Source organism: Pseudonocardia sulfidoxydans NBRC 16205 (assembly GCF_007989085.1).
Lineage (GTDB): Bacteria > Actinomycetota > Actinomycetes > Mycobacteriales > Pseudonocardiaceae > Pseudonocardia > Pseudonocardia sulfidoxydans.
On the sequence record NZ_BJVJ01000007.1, the window covers coordinates 108,934 to 125,347 of the forward strand.

Consider the following 16,414-nt stretch of genomic DNA (forward strand, 5'->3'; position numbering starts at 1 on the left):
CGACGACCTCCCGTCTCTCTGCGGCGTAATTGCATCCAATCTAGACGATTCTGAATCCCTTCGATAGCCTGGCTACTCACGATCCACCGGGAGACCACATGACGCAGGACCTGCCGTTCGCCGGGGTGGTGGTCGTCGACCTGAGCCAGGGCATCGCCGGCCCCATGGCCACGATGATGCTCGCCCAGTACGGCGCCACCGTGATCAAGGTGGAGCCACCGGGCGGCGACTGGCTGCGCGCCCCCGCGCGCATCCCCGGCGGGAACACCGGCGTCACCGTCTCCGGCAACATGGGCAAGCGCAGCATCTGCCTCGATCTCAAGTCGGATCGGGGCGCGGAGGTCCTGAGGCGGCTCGTCGCCGGCGCGGACGTGTTCGTCGAGTCCTACCGCCCGGGTGTCGTCGGACGGCTCGGCTTCTCCTACGACGCGGTGGCCGCGCTGAACCCCGACATCGTCTACGCGTCCGTGTCCGGCTTCGGGCAGTCCGGGCCGCACGCGCAGCGCCCGGCGATGGACCCCGTCCTCCAGGCGTACGCGGGGCTGATGGCCGAGCACGGGACGTTCCTCGACGGGCCGCACCGGCTGATCACGATCCCGGTCGACCTCACCGCGGCCCTCTTCACCTTCTCCGCGCTCTCGGCCGCGTTGTACGGCAAGCGGATCCACGGCAACGGCACCCACCTCGACCTCACCCTGCTGCAGGCTGCCGCGTGGCTGGACCTGCACGCCCTGCACGAGCGGCTGCTGCACGACGGCCGGCTCGCCCCCCAGCCCACGATCTACGGCAACTACCGCACCGCCGACGGCGAGATCTTCGTCGCCGCGCTCAACGAGACCGAGTGGGCACGGCTGCGCACCGCACTCGGCGACGACGAGCGCCTCGTCGCCGACCGGTTCCGCCCCTACGGCGCGCTGCGCGCCCCCGAGCCGCACACCGGCGCCTCGGCCGAGCTGCGTGCCCTCGTGGCCGAGCTGCTCCTCGGCGGGACCACCGCGCACTGGGTCGAGACCTTCAACGCGCACCGGGTCATGTGCGCCCCGGTCAACGACTCGCTGGCGTTCCTGCAGGAGCCGCACGTCGAACAGCTCGGGCTGTTCGACCGGCTGACGCAGCCCGGCCTCGACTCACCCGTACCGATCCCCGCGCTGGCCGGCCTGCCCATCAGGGAGGGCACCGCACGCGCGGTCGCACCGCTCGCCGGTGCCGACACCGCGGCGATCCTCGCCGACCACGGATACTCGGCGGAGGAGATCTCCTCGCTCCTGGACGCGGGAGTCGTGTCCTCGTCCGCCGAGCCGGTCGCGGCCGAGTAGCTCAGGGGGCGTGGACGACGCCCGCGGCGTGCAGCCGCTCGATCTCCTCGGTCGCGAGGCCCGCCGATCCGAGCAGCTCACGGGCGCCCTCCCCCAGCGCGGGTGTGCGGGCGACCCGGGTCGCGTCCGGCGGGCCGAGGTGCAGCGGCATCGCGGGAGCCTCGACGACCGAGCCGTCCGGGTGCCGCAACCACCCCACGCCCGCGCGTTCCCGCACGTGCGGCAGCCGCAGGCCCTCCGCGACCGTGAGCACCGGCGACACACAGACGTCCTCGTCACCGAAGACCGCGAGCCACTCCGCCCGGCTACGGGTCGCCAGCACCTCGGCGACGGTGGCGCGCAACAGGTCCTGCCGGCCGCGGTCGTGCTGGGCCCCGCCGTCGTCGATCCCGGTGAGCGCACAGAAGCGCTGCCAGAACCGTTCCTCGAGCGCCGCGACCGCGAGCAGTTCGCCGTCGGCGCAGCGATACACCGAATAACAGGCGAGCTCGCCGCTGAGCATGCTCGTGCGCGCCCCGACGTCGACGCCGAGCATCAACGCCTGCGCCTGGGCGACGACCAGCGAGAACATCGCGCCGTCGAACAGCGACGACTCGGCGACGACACCGTCGCGGGTCCGGCCCGCCTGCAGCACCCCGCTGACGGCGGCCAGCGCGGCCAGCGTCGCGGCCAGCCAGTCCGCGACCTGCACCGGTGCGGGCGCGGTGGTCTCCTGGCGGGCCATCGACAACACACCGGCCATGGCGGCGTAGTTGAGATCGTGGCCCGCCGCACCCGACAGCGGTCCGCCCGACCCGTAGCCGGGCAGCGTGACATAGCTCAGCGCCGGCCGCCGCTCCCGCAGCGCGCCGGCCCCGATCCCGAGCCTGTCGGCCACCCCGGGCCGCATCCCCTCGACGACCACGTCGACCGTCCCCGCCACCGCCAGGAAGACGTCGCGGCCCGCCGGCAGGCGCAGGTTCACCGGGAGGCTCCTCTTGCCCCGGTCGAACACGAGATGGTTGACGCCGACCCCCCGCACGAGCGGCTCCATGGTGCGGGCGTTGTCGGTGCCGTCGACCGGCTCGACCTTCCAGACGTCGGCGCCCAGTTCGGCCAGCAGCCACGTCGTGATGCACCCGACGCCGATCCAGGACAGGTCGAGCACCCGGACGCCGGCGAGCGGGCCGGCCCCCTCCGCCACGGTCAGGACACCAACGAGGGGCGGACGCCGTAGGACTCCACGAGCCGTCCCTGCTCGCCGGACTCGTAGAGCAGGGCCGTCGAGTGCCGGAACACGGCCTCCACCCGGTCCCCGGAGCCGAACGGCCAGACGCCGGTCCGGGCGGCGGCCACGATCCGTGCCTCCCCGACCTGCACCACCCATTCACTGCTCTCACCGCTGTAGACGACGTCGGTGACGACGCCGGGAACCCTGCCGACGTCGGCGTCGTCGGGACCGGACCCGGGAACGGCCAGGGACACGTCGGTCGAGCGCAGGTACAGGTCGAACCGGTCGCCGGGCAGATCGCCCGCCGCGGGCAGCCCGATCCGGACGTCACCGCCGCCGACCGCCCAGAGCCCGCCCGGGTCCCGGGCGAGCTCGAGACGGTTGCCGATCCCGAGGAACCGGGCGACGTAGGCGCTGGCCGGACGTGAGAACAGGCTCGCCGGCTCGGCCAGCTGCTCCACCTTGCCGTCCTTCAGGACCGCGACGACGGTGCCGAGCTGCATCGCCTCCGTCTGGTCGTGGGTGACGTAGAGGCCGGTGAACCCCAGGGTGCGGTGCAGCTCGCGCAGCTGTTGGCGCAGCTGCGCCCGCAGCCGGTAGTCCAGGTTGGACAGCGGCTCGTCGAACAGCATGAGCCCCGGCCGGGCGACGAGCGCGCGGGCGAGCGCGACGCGCTGCTGCTGCCCGCCGCTGATGGCCGACGGGACCCGGTCCGCCAACGCCTCGCACTCCACCAGGGCCAAGGCCTCCCGGGCCTGCCGGCTCCGCTCGTGGCGCGCCGTCCCGCGCACCCGCAACGGGTAGGCGACGTTCTGCTCGACCGTCATGTGCGGCCACAGCGCGTAGTTCTGGAAGACCATCCCGATCCCGCGCCGATGCGTCGGGACCTGGGTCCGGCCGCCGCGGCCGAACATCAGCGCGCCGCCGATCTCGATCGTCCCGCTGTTCGGCGTCTCGAGCCCCGCGACGCAGCGCAGCAACGTCGTCTTTCCGCAGCCGCTGGGTCCGAGCAGCACGACGAGCTGGCCCTCGGCGAGGGTCAGGCTCAGGTCGTCCACCGCCCGCACCCCGCCCGAGTCGAACAACTTGGCCAGCCGGTCGATCCGTACTTCGCTCACTTCGGTGCTCCAACGTTGTGAGGGCGACTAGGAGGGTGCTGAACAACTCCGGCCGTCGCGCAGTAGGTCCGAGTTGTTCAGTGCGCTCCTAGATCTTGTCGACGGTGTTGCCACCGGCGATGACCCAGGAGATGGCGATGCCGACGAGGGTCACCGCGAGCATGAGCAGGGAGAGGACGGCCACGTTCGGCGCGGAGCCGTTGACCGTCTCGTCGTAGAGCAGGGAGCCGATCACACGCCGCGTCGGCGAGGTCACCATCAGGGAGACGGTGAACTCGTGGGCGACGATGATCGTGACGAGGGCCGCGGCCACCCCCAGACCGCTGCGGATCAGGGGGAACGTGACCCGCAGGGCCGTTCCCAGCGAACCCGCGCCCGACACACGTGAGGCCTCCGAGTACTCGGGACCGATCGCCGTCAGGGCGGAGAGCTGGGGCCGGACCGCGAAGGGGATCGTCAGCGTCACGTACGCGACGACCACCATCGCCGTGGTGCCGTAGAGCTGGAAGGGCGGCTCCGAGTAGGTGAACAGGAAGGCGAACCCGAGCAGCGACACCGGCATGCAGAGGGCGATGCTGCCGAGGATGTCGATGGGGAGCCGGACGACGCCCGGGACCCGGGTGCGCTGCAGCAGCGCGACCGACACGAGGTAGCTCAGCGGCAGCACGACCACCAGCGTCAGCAACAGGGCGAACAAGGTCGTGACGATGGCGTCGACGGTGTTGCTGTTGCTCCACACGGACGTCCAGTTGTCCAGGGTGAACGTCGACGGGTCGATGCGCCCGGACCAGAAGGGCGACAACGAGACCGACACGAGCGCGCCCAGCGGCAGGACCACGGCGACGACCAGGTAGCCGAGGATCGGCACGAGCGCCCAGCGGGACGTGGTGAGCCCGACCTGGCGGCTGCGGGCCGACACCGAGACGTAGCGTCGCTCGTCGCGCAGCGCCCGCCGCTGGACGAGGATCACCGCGATGCCGACGACCAGCAGCGGTAGCGCGAGCGCGCCGCCGAGGGCGTAGTCCACCGGGTAGTCCGCCGACACCTTGTAGACCGCGGTGCTGACGACGTCGATGCGGTCCGGCGTGCCCAGCAGCAGCGGCACGGTGAACTGGCCGAGCGCCAGCAACGCGACGATGGCCGTGGAGTAGACCAGCGCGGGCCGCATCATCGGGAGCGTGACGGTCAGGAACGTGCGCCCCGGCGACGCACCGCACGCCGCGGCCGCCGCCTCCAGCTCCGCGCCGCGCTGCCGAAGGCTCGCGCTCACGAACATGAAGACGAACGAGGTCAGGATCGTCCCGGCCATGAGGATGATGCCCGTCATGGAGTAGACGTCCAGCGGGCCGCTGTCGCCGGACCCGATGCCCCACCCGCGCAGATACTGGTTGAGAATCCCCGTCCGCGGCGAGAGCAGGTACGACCAGCCCTGGACGCTCGCGACCGAGGGCATCAGCAGCGGCACGATCGGCAACAACGACATCGCCTTGTACAGCCGCTTCGGCACGCGGGTGAGGCACCATGCGAGGCCGGTCCCGGCCACGACGGCGACGGCGGTGGAGCCGACCGCGATGATCAGCGTGTCGAGGTAGGTCCGGCCGAGGTCCGGGACTTCGGCCAGCCTGCCGAGGGCGCCCGGCAGGTCGTCGACCATGCGCGCCTCGAGTGCGACCAGCGGCCACAGGATCAGTGCTGCCATGACCAGGGCGAGCAGCGCCCAGTGCCAGCCGGCGGCCGTCGGTGACCGGCGGCCCGTCGGCCGGGCCGTCGGCGTCGTCGCGTCGGGGGTGCGGGTCTGTTCCTGCGTCGATGTCATGATCGGGTCCCGGGGACTCAGCCGAGCCGCATCTTCGCGTTCCAGAGGTCGGTCACCCAGGTCTTCTGTTCCGGAGTCAGGACCCCGTCGACGACGGTGGCGCCTGCCGGGATCGACCGCATGGTCGTGGGCACCTCGCCCAGCGCCGCGAGGTCGAGCGGGGTCAGCAGGGATCCGCTGCCGTTCAGGGCGATCTGCCCGGCGGGCGAGAGCAACCAGTTCTGGAAGACCTGGGCGGCATTGGGGTTCTTCGCCCAACCGACGACCGCCGCGGTCACCGGCGTCGAGATCACGGGTTCGAGGGTCACGAACTCGACGGGGGCGCCCTTCGCCGCGAGCGCGTCGATCGTCCCCTTGATGTTGTAGGCCCCGACCGCGACCTCGCCGGAGGCCAGGTCGGTGGCGAGGGTGGCGGGCACGGTGTAGAGGCGGGGCTGGAGATCGGCGAGCTGTCCGACCGCGGGGTCGCCACCCATCTCCTTGGCCGCGTAGAACCACCACTGCTCGGCGGCGGGCGCCCCGGTTCCGGGGACGATTCCGAGCGCGCCCTTGAGCTGCGGTGCCAGCAGGTCCTTGTAGGTCGTCACGGGCGGGTTGCCGAGCTTCGCGAGCTGCTCGGTGTTGATCCCGGCCCCCAGCGGGGTCGCGGCGGCGAGGACGTACTTCCCGTCGCCGTAGACGTAGCTGCTGTCGCCCCAGTACTTGCCCAGTGCGGGACCGGTCGATGCGACCAGGACGTTCAGGTTCGCCTCGAGCCAGGGCTTCGTGGAGACGGTGATGACGTCGGCACCGGCGACGCCGCCGCCCTTCTCGGCGTCGAGCTTGGTGGTGAGCTCACCCGAGGCGTACTTGGAGACGACGAGCTCGATCCCCGGGTACGCCTTCGCCCAGGCGGCCTCGAACTCGGCGTTGACCCCGTCGGAGTTGCTGTAGAGGACGACCTGGCCCTCCTTGTTGGCCGCGTCGACCACGGCCTGCCAGGCCGGTCCGCCACCCTCGTTCGGATCGGCGACGGACCCACCCGCGGCGGCCGGCGCAGCGGCCGAGCCACACGCGGCGGTGAGCGCCAGCGCACCGGCGGCCAGTACCGCCGTCACAACGGATCTGCACGTGCGGGAAAAGAACCTCATCGCGTCTTCTCCTCCTGAGTCGGGCACGTCCGCGGAGCGGTCCTCATCGCTCGACGGCGACACGCCTCGTTGCGTATCGGGCCCCTGTGGTGGCCAGGAGCGTATGCACGGGATACGGTCGTGTCAATATTGGATCCTACTCACGGAGCGTGTCCACGGCGACCGGAAACGATCAGCCCTCGGCCGAGCCACCGCCGCCGACGACGGTGCCGATCGCGTCGACGAGACCCCAGTCCCGGGCCACCTCCGCCGACAACGACACACCGGACAGCGCGAGGTACAGCGTCCGATGACGACCGATCCGACGCGGAATCGACACGGTGCCCCCCGCACCCGGAATCAGCCCCATCGCGACCTCCGGGAGCCGGATCGTCGTGCCCGGCGCGGCGACCACCCGACCCGCGAACGCCGGGAGCTCGATCCCCGCGCCGACGCAGGCCCCGTGCAGCCGCACCTCCACCCGGCCGGCCAGGGCGTGCAGCGGGCGGGCGGCGCCGCCGCGGGTCCGGACGAGATGCGCGGTGACGAGGTCCGGGGTCGTCCCGAACTCGGCCAGGTCACCACCGGCACAGAACGCGGGCCCCGCCCCCGCGAGGACGACCCGCTCCACCGACGCGTCCAGCAACGCGAGATCCAGCGCGTCCACGAGCGCGTCACGCAGCAGGCGGCCGTAGGCGTTGCGGCGCTCCGGACGGTTCAACGTCAACCGGAGCTCACCCCCGACACGCTCCACGAGGACCGGGTCGTCGACCTCCGGCGGAGCCGGTCGTGCGCCCCGGCGGTCGAGCCACTCCCGGAACTCGACGCCACCGAGCAGGGTCGAGTAGGCGAAGGACTCCGCGTCGAGCCCGTCGTGGACCGACAGGCCGCCGGACCAGCGGAGCAGGCCCGCCAGCGCACCGGCAGCTCGCGGCGCGACCGCGACCGCCGCGCCGAGCGCGTCGAGCGCGGCCACCGGGTCGGGGACCGCCACGGTCGCCACACCGGCCGCGCTCGGGGCCAGCGTCAGGTCGAGGTCGTCGACGAGCCCTTCCCACCCGGGCGCCACCGGTCCGATACCGACCAGGATCCGATCGCCGCGACGCCCACCGGTCGCTCCGACCCCTCCGACGGCGGTCACCGGACCGCGCAGGTCGACCCCGACCACAGGGTCGTCGACGGCCAACAGGTCGCCGCCGCGCGGTTCGGGGAGCACACCGAGATCTGCCGGACGCACGATCGGGACACGGGTCATGGTCGCCGTAACCTATCCTCCGCGGCGTGCAGGAACGTGACGCCGCCGCCGACTGGACGGCGTCCGGGGTGGTCGCGCTCACCGGCCACCCCGACGCACCACCACTCGTCCCGCCCGGGCGCGCAGCGTCGGTGGCGCGCGAACTCGGCGAGATGTTCGACGTCGACGGCGCCGCACTGCTCGGCGAGCGTGCCGCGCTCACCGGGCGGGGCCGCGCCGGGCGCGTGTCGGTCGGCGGTGCCTGCCGGCTGCTCCCGCTCGCGTCCGGCTGGGCCGCGGTGTCCTGCGCGCGTGCCGACGACACCGCGCTGCTCGGGGCGCTCGTCGAGGAGTCCCTGCCCGTCGCCGACCCGTGGCCCCGCTTCACCGCCGCCGCCGCCGCGATGGAACCCGACACCTTCGACGAACGAGCTGCGCTGCTCGGGTTGCCCGCAGCGGCGGTCCGTCCCGGCCGGGCCGCCGCGCCGGTCGTCGCGACCCGCCCCCACGACGTCACCGGCCGGCTCGTCGTGTCCTTCGGCGCGCTGTGGGCGGCACCGCTCTGCGCGCAGCTGCTCGCCGGGCTGGGCGCCAGGGTCGTGACCGTCGAGACCCCCGGGCGACCCGACGGCGCGCGCCGCGGCGAGCCACGATTCCACGCTCTGCTGCACGCACACGACCGCGCGGTCCGGCTCGACCCCGACACCGACCGCGATGGCCTCCACGCGCTCGTCCGCGCCGCCGACGTCGTCATCGAGGCGTCCCGGCCGCGGGCGCTGCGGGCGTGGGGTCTCGACGCCGGCACCGAGGTCGCCCGCGGAGCGACCTGGATCTCCATCACGGCCGCCGGACGGTCCTCGAACAGGGTGGGCTTCGGGGACGACGTCGCCGCCTCGGCCGGACTCGTCGCGCTCGACGCGACCGGGCGACCTGTGTTCGTCGGCGACGCGATCGCCGACCCGCTGACCGGCCTCACCGCTGCCGCCCTCGCCGTGACCGCACCCGGCAAGCTGCACGACGTGGCGATGACCCACGTCGTGCGCGCGACCCTCGACGGGTCCGCCGGCGGCCCGGCGGTCGGACCGGTCGCCCCGCCCCGCGCCCGGCCCGTCCCCGGACCGGGCCCCGCGCCGGGCGCCGACACCGCGGCGGTCATGGCCGAGCTGGGAGTGCCGTGGCCCTCCTGATCACCGACGCCGAGATCGGCGGCCGGCGCCGCGACCTGTGGGTGGACGGCGACACGATCGTCCACTCGGGCACCGCGACCGACGTGATCGACGCCCGGGGCGGGGCACTCCTGCCCGGTTTCGTCGACCACCACCTGCACCTGCACGCCCTCGCGACCGCGCGCCGCTCCGTGCACGCGGGCCGCAGCCGCGACGACCTCGCCGCCGCGGTCCGCCGCGCCACGCCCGACCCGACCGGCTGGGTCCGCGTCGTCGGCAGCGACGACGACGCCCTCGACGCCACCACACTCGACCGGATCCGCCCCGAGGTGCCCCTGCGCGTGCAGCACCGCAGCGGGGCGATGTGGTCGCTCAACACCGCTGCCCTGGCCCGCATCGCCCCGTGGGACCACCCGGGCGTCGAGCTCGACCCCACCGGCAACCCCACCGGCAGGCTCCACCGCGCCGACGGGTGGCTGCGCGACAGGCTGCCGCACGTCGGACCGCCCGACCTGCACGAACTCGGCCGCGAGCTCGCGACCTACGGCATCACCGCGGTCACCGACGCCACACCCGATCTCGACGAGCACGCCGCCACGTCACTCGCCACCCTCCCCCAGCGCGTGACGTTGCTCGGCGTCCCCCTCGGCTCCGCCCCGCCCCCCGGGACGGAAGCCGGGCCCTACAAGATCGTGCTCGCCGACCACGACCTGCCCACCCCCGACGCCCTCGCCGACCGGATCCGTGAGGCGCACGCGGCCGGCCGGCCCGTCGCCGTGCACTCCGTCACCAGGGAGTCGTTGGTCCTGCTGCTGGTGGCGCTCGACGCCGCCGGCCGGATGCCCGGCGACCGCGTCGAACACGCCGCCCTCGTGCCCGAGGAGCTCATCGCCTGGCTGGCAGGTCTGGCGGTGGTGACCCAACCCGGGTTCCTGGCCGACCGCGGCGACCTGTTCCGTCGCGACGTCCCGGTCGCCGACCACCCCGACCTCTACCGTTGCCGCACCCTGCGCGCCGCCGGCGTTCCCGTCGCCCTGTCCTCCGACGCCCCCTACGGACCCGTCGATCCCTGGGTGGTGCTCCGCGCCGCGACCACCCGCCGCACCCCCGACGGCGAGCCGCTGGGCCCCGCCGAGACGCTCAACCCGCGAGAGGCACTGGCGGCCCTCCACGCGCCGAGCCCCGGCGCGGCGCCGCCGACGCTGCGACCGGGTGACGCCGCCGATCTCGTACTGCTGCACGTCCCCCTCGACGACGCGCTCCGCGCGCCCGATCGTGCGCTGGTCCGGACGACGGTCGTCGGCGGGCGGAGGCTGGGCTGACTGTCCCGTGCGCCGGAATTCGCTCCGGGGGTCAGGGGTTGTGCATTCGAGCACACGTCACTCTGGAGGCCCCCGATGATCGGCACGAGCGTGCAGCCGTTCGTCGTCGCACTCGTCGTCCCGCTGACGGGCTCGGCGTCGATCTACGCGCCGTCGTGCGTCCTGTGCGCGCAGCTCGCCGCGGAGGAGATCAACGGAGCCGGCGGTCTGCAGGGCCGCCCGCTGACGATCAGGATCGTCGACGGTTCCGGGGACCCCGCGCGGGTCGGCGACGAGGTGGACCGGCTCGTGTCGCGAGGTGACGCCGACGCCATCGTCGGGTGGCACATCTCCGCGGTGCGCCGTCACGTGACGCCGGTGGTCCGGCGGCGGGTTCCGTACATCTACACGGCCCTGTTCGAGGGTGGCGAGACGACGCCGGGCGTGATCGCCATCGGCGAGACGCCCGACAACCAGCTGCGGCCGGGCCTGTGCTGGCTCGCCGACGAGGTCGGCGTGCGGAACTGGTTCGTGATCGGCAACGACTACGTCTGGCCGCGCCGTTCGGCCGAGTCGGCCGTCGAGTTCCTCGGTGGGCGCGACGACACCGGCATCGTCGACGTGCGCTTCGCCCCGCTCGGGACGTCGGAGTTCCGTCCCGTGCTCGACCGGATCGGGCGCAGCGGCGCGACAGGCGTGCTGATGCTCCTCGTCGGCCGCGACGCGGTGAGCTTCCACCGCCAGTTCGCCGCACTCGGGCTGGAGGACAAGTGCGCCCGGTTCTCCCCGCTGATGGACGAGAGCATGCTCGCCGAGATCGGCCCCGGGGCGTCGCAGGACGTGTTCACCGCGTCCGGATACTTCGAGTCCCTCCCGACGGTGGAGAGCCTGGAGTTCGGCGGGCGGTACTCGCGACGGTTCGGGGCCGGGGCGCCACCGCTGTCCGGCCCGGGCGAGTCCTGCTACACCGGCCTGCTCACACTCGCAGAGCTGGTGCGCCGCACCGGCTCCACCGAGGGTGACCGCCTGGCCCGGGTCGACAGGGTCACGGTGGCGGGCCCCCGTGGCCTGCTGCGCGTCGACGCGTCCGAGACGAGCACGCCGACCCGTCAACGGGTCTACATGGCGTCTGCGGACCGGACGGGGTTCGACGTTCTCGACTCCCTGTGACCGGGGAGTCCGCAGGCGACGCGTGCGCGGCGGCGCGCTGCAGCGCCGCGACGATGTCGTGCGCGGTCGGGTCGACCAACGCGGCGGCGACGTGGGCGTCGGGCCGCACGACCCACACCTCGCCGCGCCGGGCGTCGAGCGCCCCGGCGAGGGTGCCGTCCGGATCGAGGTCGGCGAGCGCGAGGACCCGAACCGGGCCGGGCAGCGCTCCCGTCGCCGCGGCCCGCACGGCGTCGAGGTCCGTCCCCTGCGCGGTGAGCAGCAGGAACCCGTCCCTGGCCAGCGTCCGCACCGGCCCGGTCGTCCCGTCGGGCCGGGTGACAGGGGCGTCGGGCAACAGCACGCCGGGACCCGCGGGCGGGAGCTGCCCGCGCGGCGGCCGGCCGGGGAACGGGCGGTGGCCGGCCTCGGTGGTCAGGCGGGACTCGACGTACCAGAACGGCTCGGCCAACCGGCCGGAGTCGACGCGGGCGCGGCTGTCGGGCTCGTGGGCGGCCGCGGCCAGGACGTCGGCGCGGTAGCGGGCCCGGGTCTCGTCCTGCGGGACGAGAAAGTCCATCGTCGCGGTGGTGACCGCGACGTTCTCGACGGCCGCCGCGTGCCGCTCGTCGTGGTAGGTCTGCAGCAGGGCGTCGGGTGACCAGCCGTACCCGACCCAGGCGATCTTCCAGGCCGCGTTCTCGGCGTCGGCGACACCGGAGTTCAGCCCGCGCGCACCGAACGGCGCCACGAGGTGGGCGGCGTCGCCCGCGACGAGCACCCGCCCGATCCGCATCCGGTCGGCCACCCGGGACTGGAAGCGGTACACCGACTTCCACACGATCTCGTAGTCCCGGTCGCCGACGATCCGCCGGATCCGGGCGTCGAGTGCCCCGGAGGCGACCTCGGCGGCGAGGTCGTAACCGGCCGGGACCTGCCAGTCGACGCGGAAGGTGGAGTCCGGGCACGGATGGATCAGCACCTGGCGACCCGGGTTCCACCCGGGGTCGAAGTAGAAGCGCCGCTCCGTCGCCCAACCGGGCAGGTCCGCCCGGATGTCGCAGATCAAGAACCTGTCGTCGAAGCTGTGCCCGTCGAAACCGATCCCGAGGAGGTCCCGGAGGTCGTCGCAGCGGGCGCCGCCGCAGACCACGAGGTAGGGCGCGCGGACCACGCCGCCGTCCTCGATCCGGACCTCGACCCCGGACCGGTCGTGGTCGACGTGCACGACCCGGCTGCCCCAGCGGACCTCGACGAGGGGTTCGGCGGCGATGCGCCCGTCGAGGATCTCCTCGGTGCGCGCCTGGGAGATGTTGACGAACGGCGGGAACGCCGGGCGGCCCGCCTCGGCGAACTCGATCGCGAACAGCTCCGTGTCGCGGTGGAAGGTGCGGGCCGTGGTCCAGGTGACGCCCTCGGCGGCGATCTGCGCCCCGGCCCCGACGGCGTCCCAGATGTCGAGGACGTCGCGCTGCTGGCAGATCGCCTTGGAACCGACACGGTCGCGTTCGCGCCGCTGGTCGAGCACGATGGTCGGCACACCCCAGCGGGCCAGCAACAGGGCGGTCGTCTGCCCCACCGGGCCGGCGCCGAGGACGGCGACCGGTGCGTGGGGCCAGGTCGTCGGCATCACGGGTCCCCCGTCCGTCGCCGTGGCTCAGCCCTGCAGCTGGGCCCAGACCTCCTGGTCGCGCTCCGCGGTCCAGATGACGGGACGCTCGATGCCCGACAGCTCGTCCCACACCCGGGACACGTCGAAGGGCAGGCAGTGCTCGAAGATCGGCCAGTGGCCGTAGTCGTCGACGAGCGCGGCGTGGGTCGTCTCGAAGGCCTCCTTGAGCGTCCCGCCGCGCTGCCGGACCGCGCCGACCTCGGCGAGCATGACGCGCAGGAAGTGGCGGGTCTGCGCGATCGCGGCGTCGACCTCCGCCCGGCCGCGGCTCACCGCGCCGCGGCCGCCGACGAGCTGCTCGGCGCCCAGCGCCTGCAGGCGGTCGAGCGTGGCACCGGCCCAGTCGCGGTGGAACGCGTCGCCGGTGTACAGGGCCGCCTGCGCCTCGACGAGGTCGCCCGCGAACAGGATCCGCTGCCGGGGCAGCCAGGCGGTGATGTCGCCCTCGGTGTGCCCGCGGCCGTGGTACTGCAGGACGAGGTCGCCGCGATCGCCGCCGAGGTCGATGGTCAGCCGGTCGGCGAACGTCAGCGTCGGCCAGGTCAGGCCCGGCACCGACTCCGCGCCCTCGGCCAGCCGCGGCATCCGCGCGAACTCCGACTCCCAGTCCTGCTTGCCGCGCTCGGCGACCAGCTCGCGGGTGATCTCGTGGGACACGATCGTCGCGGCGCCGAACGCGCTCGCGCCCAGCACGCGGACCGCGTGGTAGTGCGACAGCACCAGGTACCGGATCGGCTTGTCGGTGTGGGTCCGCAGCGTGGCCAGCCACTTCTGCGCGACGACCGGCGTGGCGAGCGCCTCGAAGCACACGAGGAAGTCCTCGCCCTCGATCGCGCCGATGTTCGGGTCACCCTCGGCGGTGAGGGCGTAGACGCCGTCGGCCAAGACGTCGAGCGTCTGCTCCTTGGCGTCGGTGTCGGCCGACGAGGCGAAGGGCTTGCTCATGGCGGAGGTCCTTCCGTCGGACGCCGTCGAAGCTTCGACGACCGGACGGTAGCGCACCCGAGGCGATAATCAAACCTTTGATCATCTCGGAGCGACGGTCAGAAGCGCCGGTTCACCCAGGCCTGGTCCTGCGCGGCGTCGGACAGCTTGCCCAGCAGCCCGATCAGGACGGTCAGCTCGTCGGCCGTCAGCAACCCGGCCCACTCGGCCTCGCGCCGGTTGTGGACCGCGAACGTCTCCTCCAGCCTGCGCACACCGACGTCCGAGAGACTCAGCCTCACCGACCGGCGGTCGTTCGGGTCCGGGGTCCGCTCCAGCAGGCCCGCGACGCCGAGCGTCTTCGCGAGACTCGACACCGCGGCCCTGCTCATCCCCGTGAGCTCCGCGGCCCGGCTGGGGTCCTGCCCGCCCGAGACCCACAGCGTGAACAACAGGCGGAACGCCGACCAGCTCCACCCCGCCGGCCGGTGCACGGCCGACTCGAGGTCGTAGACGAGGCTGTTCGCGACGCGGTGCAGCAGCAGCACCAGCGCCATGGCGTCGCGGTCGGTGTCGGGCAGCCGCTCCTGCGTCCGGTCCAGCGCGACCTGGGCGAAACCGAGGAACCCCACGGGCGCCTCGCCCGGACCGGCAGCGCTCTCGGCATCAGGCGACGGTGACACGGACGGAGACTAGACGCCGACGGGAACGGCCCCCGCCGGACGCTACTCCGCGTCGGCCCTGTGACGGTCCGCCTCGGCAGCGCGACGCGCACGGTCGGCGTCGGCCCGGTGCGCGCGGGCCTCGGACGTGGAGATGCCGGCGTCAGCACTCGACGCCTTCACGAGGTCATCGACTTGCAGGTGGACACGCCGTGCTGGTAGGTCTCCATCACCACCGCGAACAGGGCGTGGTCGACTCAGCGGCGGCGCTCGAGCACGCCGGGGAAGAACGAACCGGTGCGCAGCTTCGGGATCAGCAGCTTTAGGTCCCTGGCGGTGGTGGCAGCGTGCGGCCGCGGTGGCCGTTGCGCTGGTTCTGCGGGTCTCGCAACGCTCGTGTGAGCGGGCGCCAATGGTGTCGATCACCCGTCGTCTCCGTCATGGTGAGCGACGGCGGTGGTCGGCGACGGCGAGGACAGCGGCCCCTGCTCGACAGACCTGGGACTCCAGCATCGATGACCCACGCACCGGGACGAATCACTCTTGCAGGCCCGACGAGGGACGATAGGGTAGACTAACCTAACTTGCACTGGAGATGAGTACCGGCATGGCAGTTCTCAAGACGTGCATGGCCACGGTGTCCCTGGGCGGAAGCCTCGATCAGAAACTGGACGCCATCGCCGCCGCGGGTTTCGACGGCATCGAGTTGTTGGACGACGACCTGAACAGATCGGGAATCACCCCGGCGGAATGCGCGAAGCGCTGCGCGGACCTCGGCCTGACCATCGATCTGTACCAGCCCTTCCGGCGCGCCGAGGGTGTACCGACCGACGAGTTCGGGGCCGTGCTGACGCGGTTCAGGCACCACCTCGGGCTGATGGACGCGCTCGGAGCGAGCTCGATCCTCGTCGTCTCCAACACCGACGACGACGCCGACCCGAGCCGCGACCTCTCGGTCACCCAGCTCGCCGCCCTGGCGGACGTCGCAACCGAGCACGGGATGACGGTCGCGTTCGAGGCTCTGGCATGGGGAACCCACATCAGCCGGGTCACCGACGCGTGGGACGCGGTGCGCCGCGCGGCGCACCCGAGCCTGTACCTGGTCGTCGACACGTTCCACCTTCTCGCCGGTGGTGAGGACACCGCCGACCTGGAGCGGCTGCCGGATGGTGCGGTGGGGTTCCTCCAGCTCGCCGACGCTCCCTGGCTCGACCTGGACGTCCTCTCGTGGAGCCGCGGGCACCGGTGCTTCCCCGACGAGGGCGAGATGGACCTGCTGACCCCGGTCTCCTCGGTCCTGGCCGCCGGCTACGCGGGCCCGCTCTCCCTGGAGATCTTCAACCCCGGCTTCCGGGAGCGCCCGCCCCACGAGGTCGCGCTCCAGGGCGCGGCGGCCCTGGAGCGCTTCGCCGAGCGGCTCCAGGGCGCGGCGACCGCTCACCCCGTGGGCACGTCGGCGCCGTCGGTCGGGCTCTGAAGCTCGGCCAACACCGCGAGCCAGCGGGTGAGCCGCTGGTCCTCGGCCAGCGCCGGGTAGTCGAGGTTCTCGACCCCGGCGCTGCGCCACCGCTCCACCAGCTCCATGACCCGCACCGAGTCCATGCCCTGGTCGCGGAGGTCGGCCTGACCGTCCAGGTCGGCCACCTCCGCGAACAGGACATCGGCGATGTCGGCTTCGGCCTGTTCGGCGCTCACGCGCAGTGACACCGGTTCGCTCACGCGCTCGTTCATGGGTGT

At 73.0% G+C, this 16,414-nt stretch carries 13 protein-coding genes and 2 pseudogenes; 5 read left to right on the plus strand and 10 right to left on the minus strand.

What is annotated here, in order from left to right; genetic code table 11:
- Positions 1–98: 98 nt before the first annotated feature.
- Positions 99–1,316, plus strand: a complete 1,218-nt coding sequence (locus PSU4_RS06165; RefSeq protein ID WP_147103290.1) for a CaiB/BaiF CoA transferase family protein — start codon at positions 99–101, stop codon at positions 1,314–1,316.
- Between the two features lies 1 nt (position 1,317).
- Here PSU4_RS06165 and PSU4_RS06170 read toward each other — a convergent pair whose 3' ends face one another.
- The 5 genes from PSU4_RS06170 to PSU4_RS06190 form a co-directional block, all read right to left on the minus strand.
- The gene (locus PSU4_RS06170; protein WP_186816770.1) at positions 1,318–2,499 is read right to left on the minus strand and encodes a CaiB/BaiF CoA transferase family protein; all 1,182 of its coding nucleotides are present in this window, start codon (positions 2,497–2,499) and stop codon (positions 1,318–1,320) included.
- Positions 2,500–2,501: 2 nt separating this feature from the next.
- Positions 2,502–3,644, minus strand: a complete 1,143-nt coding sequence (locus PSU4_RS06175) for an ABC transporter ATP-binding protein (RefSeq protein WP_147103293.1) — start codon at positions 3,642–3,644, stop codon at positions 2,502–2,504.
- 88 nt (positions 3,645–3,732) lie between these two features.
- On the minus strand, positions 3,733–5,460 hold the full coding sequence (locus tag PSU4_RS06180) for an ABC transporter permease (RefSeq protein ID WP_147103295.1): 1,728 nt from the start codon (positions 5,458–5,460) through the stop codon (positions 3,733–3,735).
- A 17-nt stretch (positions 5,461–5,477) separates the two neighbouring features.
- The gene (locus PSU4_RS06185; RefSeq protein WP_147103297.1) at positions 5,478–6,557 is read right to left on the minus strand and encodes an ABC transporter substrate-binding protein; all 1,080 of its coding nucleotides are present in this window, start codon (positions 6,555–6,557) and stop codon (positions 5,478–5,480) included.
- A gap of 205 nt (positions 6,558–6,762) precedes the next feature.
- On the minus strand, positions 6,763–7,824 hold the full coding sequence (locus PSU4_RS06190; RefSeq protein ID WP_147103299.1) for an enoyl-CoA hydratase/isomerase family protein: 1,062 nt from the start codon (positions 7,822–7,824) through the stop codon (positions 6,763–6,765).
- 26 nt (positions 7,825–7,850) lie between these two features.
- Here PSU4_RS06190 and PSU4_RS06195 point away from each other — a divergent pair, with 26 nt between their 5' ends.
- The 3 genes and pseudogenes from PSU4_RS06195 to PSU4_RS06205 all read left to right on the plus strand — a co-directional run.
- Positions 7,851–8,990 (plus strand): CoA transferase, encoded by a 1,140-nt coding sequence (locus PSU4_RS06195; RefSeq protein ID WP_147103301.1) that lies wholly within the window; start codon positions 7,851–7,853, stop codon positions 8,988–8,990.
- Positions 8,978–10,291 (plus strand): amidohydrolase family protein, encoded by a 1,314-nt coding sequence (locus PSU4_RS06200; protein WP_147103303.1) that lies wholly within the window; start codon positions 8,978–8,980, stop codon positions 10,289–10,291. Before PSU4_RS06195 ends, PSU4_RS06200 begins: the two co-directional genes overlap by 13 nt.
- A gap of 75 nt (positions 10,292–10,366) precedes the next feature.
- Positions 10,367–11,347, plus strand: a pseudogene (locus PSU4_RS06205) (substrate-binding domain-containing protein); the annotation flags it as partial.
- On the opposite strand, the gene PSU4_RS06210 reads toward PSU4_RS06205, so the two are convergent.
- The 4 genes and pseudogenes from PSU4_RS06210 to PSU4_RS06225 form a co-directional block, all read right to left on the minus strand.
- Positions 11,316–13,049 carry an FAD-dependent monooxygenase gene (locus PSU4_RS06210; protein WP_147103304.1) on the minus strand — a complete coding sequence of 578 codons (1,734 nt, stop codon included), beginning with the start codon at positions 13,047–13,049 and terminating at the stop codon, positions 11,316–11,318. The pseudogene PSU4_RS06205 and the gene PSU4_RS06210 sit on opposite strands and share 32 nt — an antisense overlap.
- 27 nt (positions 13,050–13,076) lie before the next feature.
- Positions 13,077–14,036: an MBL fold metallo-hydrolase gene (locus PSU4_RS06215; RefSeq protein ID WP_147103306.1), complete on the minus strand. Its 960-nt coding sequence runs from the start codon at positions 14,034–14,036 to the stop codon at positions 13,077–13,079.
- Between the two features lie 98 nt (positions 14,037–14,134).
- The gene (locus PSU4_RS06220) at positions 14,135–14,698 is read right to left on the minus strand and encodes a MarR family winged helix-turn-helix transcriptional regulator (RefSeq protein ID WP_246114968.1); all 564 of its coding nucleotides are present in this window, start codon (positions 14,696–14,698) and stop codon (positions 14,135–14,137) included.
- 120 nt (positions 14,699–14,818) lie between these two features.
- Positions 14,819–15,088, minus strand: a pseudogene (locus tag PSU4_RS06225) (transposase); the annotation flags it as partial.
- Between the two features lie 196 nt (positions 15,089–15,284).
- Between PSU4_RS06225 and PSU4_RS06230 the strand changes: the two are divergent.
- Complete coding sequence (locus PSU4_RS06230; protein ID WP_246114969.1) at positions 15,285–16,154, plus strand: sugar phosphate isomerase/epimerase family protein; 870 nt, start codon at positions 15,285–15,287, stop codon at positions 16,152–16,154.
- Here PSU4_RS06230 and PSU4_RS06235 read toward each other — a convergent pair.
- Entirely contained in the window at positions 16,115–16,408 is a 294-nt protein-coding gene (locus PSU4_RS06235) for a phosphopantetheine-binding protein (protein WP_222596180.1), read from the minus strand. The genes PSU4_RS06230 and PSU4_RS06235 overlap by 40 nt on opposite strands.
- Between the last annotated feature and the right edge of the window lie 6 nt (positions 16,409–16,414).